Origin of the sequence: Bartonella sp. AS69XJJH (assembly GCF_042195585.1) — a bacterium.
Taxonomy (GTDB): Bacteria; Pseudomonadota; Alphaproteobacteria; order Rhizobiales; family Rhizobiaceae; genus Bartonella.
In genome coordinates this window covers 1-891 of the sequence record NZ_JBHIOO010000112.1, presented here as the reverse complement: position 1 = coordinate 891, position 891 = coordinate 1, and the positions used below count along the sequence as shown (strand labels likewise).

The window sequence follows — 891 nt, the reverse complement described above, 5'->3', positions numbered from 1 at the left end:
AATCCCTGCCGAAATCAAGCGAGCAAATATATGAAAAAGCGATTTATTATAACAGGAATGATTACCCTTTTGGGAATGCTGAATCTAGCTCCAGCAAATGCAGAGATAACCGTATCTTTCGAACCCTCATCACAGAAGAACCCAACCCCACCACCTGCCCTATCAGCAGAATATCTGGAGCTTATTAAGCTATTAAAAAAAGGGGAAGCTATTGAGCTCTTAAAAAAACAGCTTGAGTTAAAAAAAGAACAACTTTCACAAACAGAAAAAGCCTATCAAGCTATAACAAAGAATCAGAAAACTGGACCTCAGAAAATAGACTTTTCTAGTTTTTTTCTCAAAGAGCCAGAATCGTTCTATAAGAGTGATAAGCTTTCAAGGGAATCATATCAGAAGGTATTAGAGGAAGAAAACAAAATTTCTGGGACTTTTGATCAAGTAGGTAACTCTATTTTTGCCCGTTTAGAATTTATATCGTCTCTAGATAAAGCTTTAACTTTAAAAACTTTTGAAAACGTAGAAAATCGTTTTCAATACCTTAAAGAGTTATTCGATGAACTTCAAACAAAAGAAAACCTGAAAGACATTGCAGATCTTCAAGCACATATTGATGGTTCATTAGCAATGATCCAAAATGAATCTATAAAGATGCAAATGGTAGCGTATTTACGTAATGCCGAGCGATCACTTATCAAAAGGAAAAGACGCGAACTTGATATGAAAATTTTTGACCATGAAAAAAAAGGGATGCCTACCATACGATAAAAACAAAAGCCGATGTAGAAGGTTCAGTACTATCTGAACAATTCAGAGGGGCACAAAGATTTTATCAAAGCCAAGATATCGTGATGAAAATACTTAGGTAATGTATAAATGCAAATAACGCATTTG

General features: G+C 34.7%; 1 protein-coding gene. It reads left to right on the top strand.

Annotation, left to right across the window (positions count from 1 at the left end):
• Positions 1-30: 30 nt before the first annotated feature.
• A complete protein-coding gene (locus ACFIK6_RS10040) occupies positions 31-765 on the top strand; it encodes a type IV secretion system protein (RefSeq protein WP_375677610.1) in 735 nt (244 codons plus the stop codon).
• Positions 766-891: the final 126 nt, after the last annotated feature.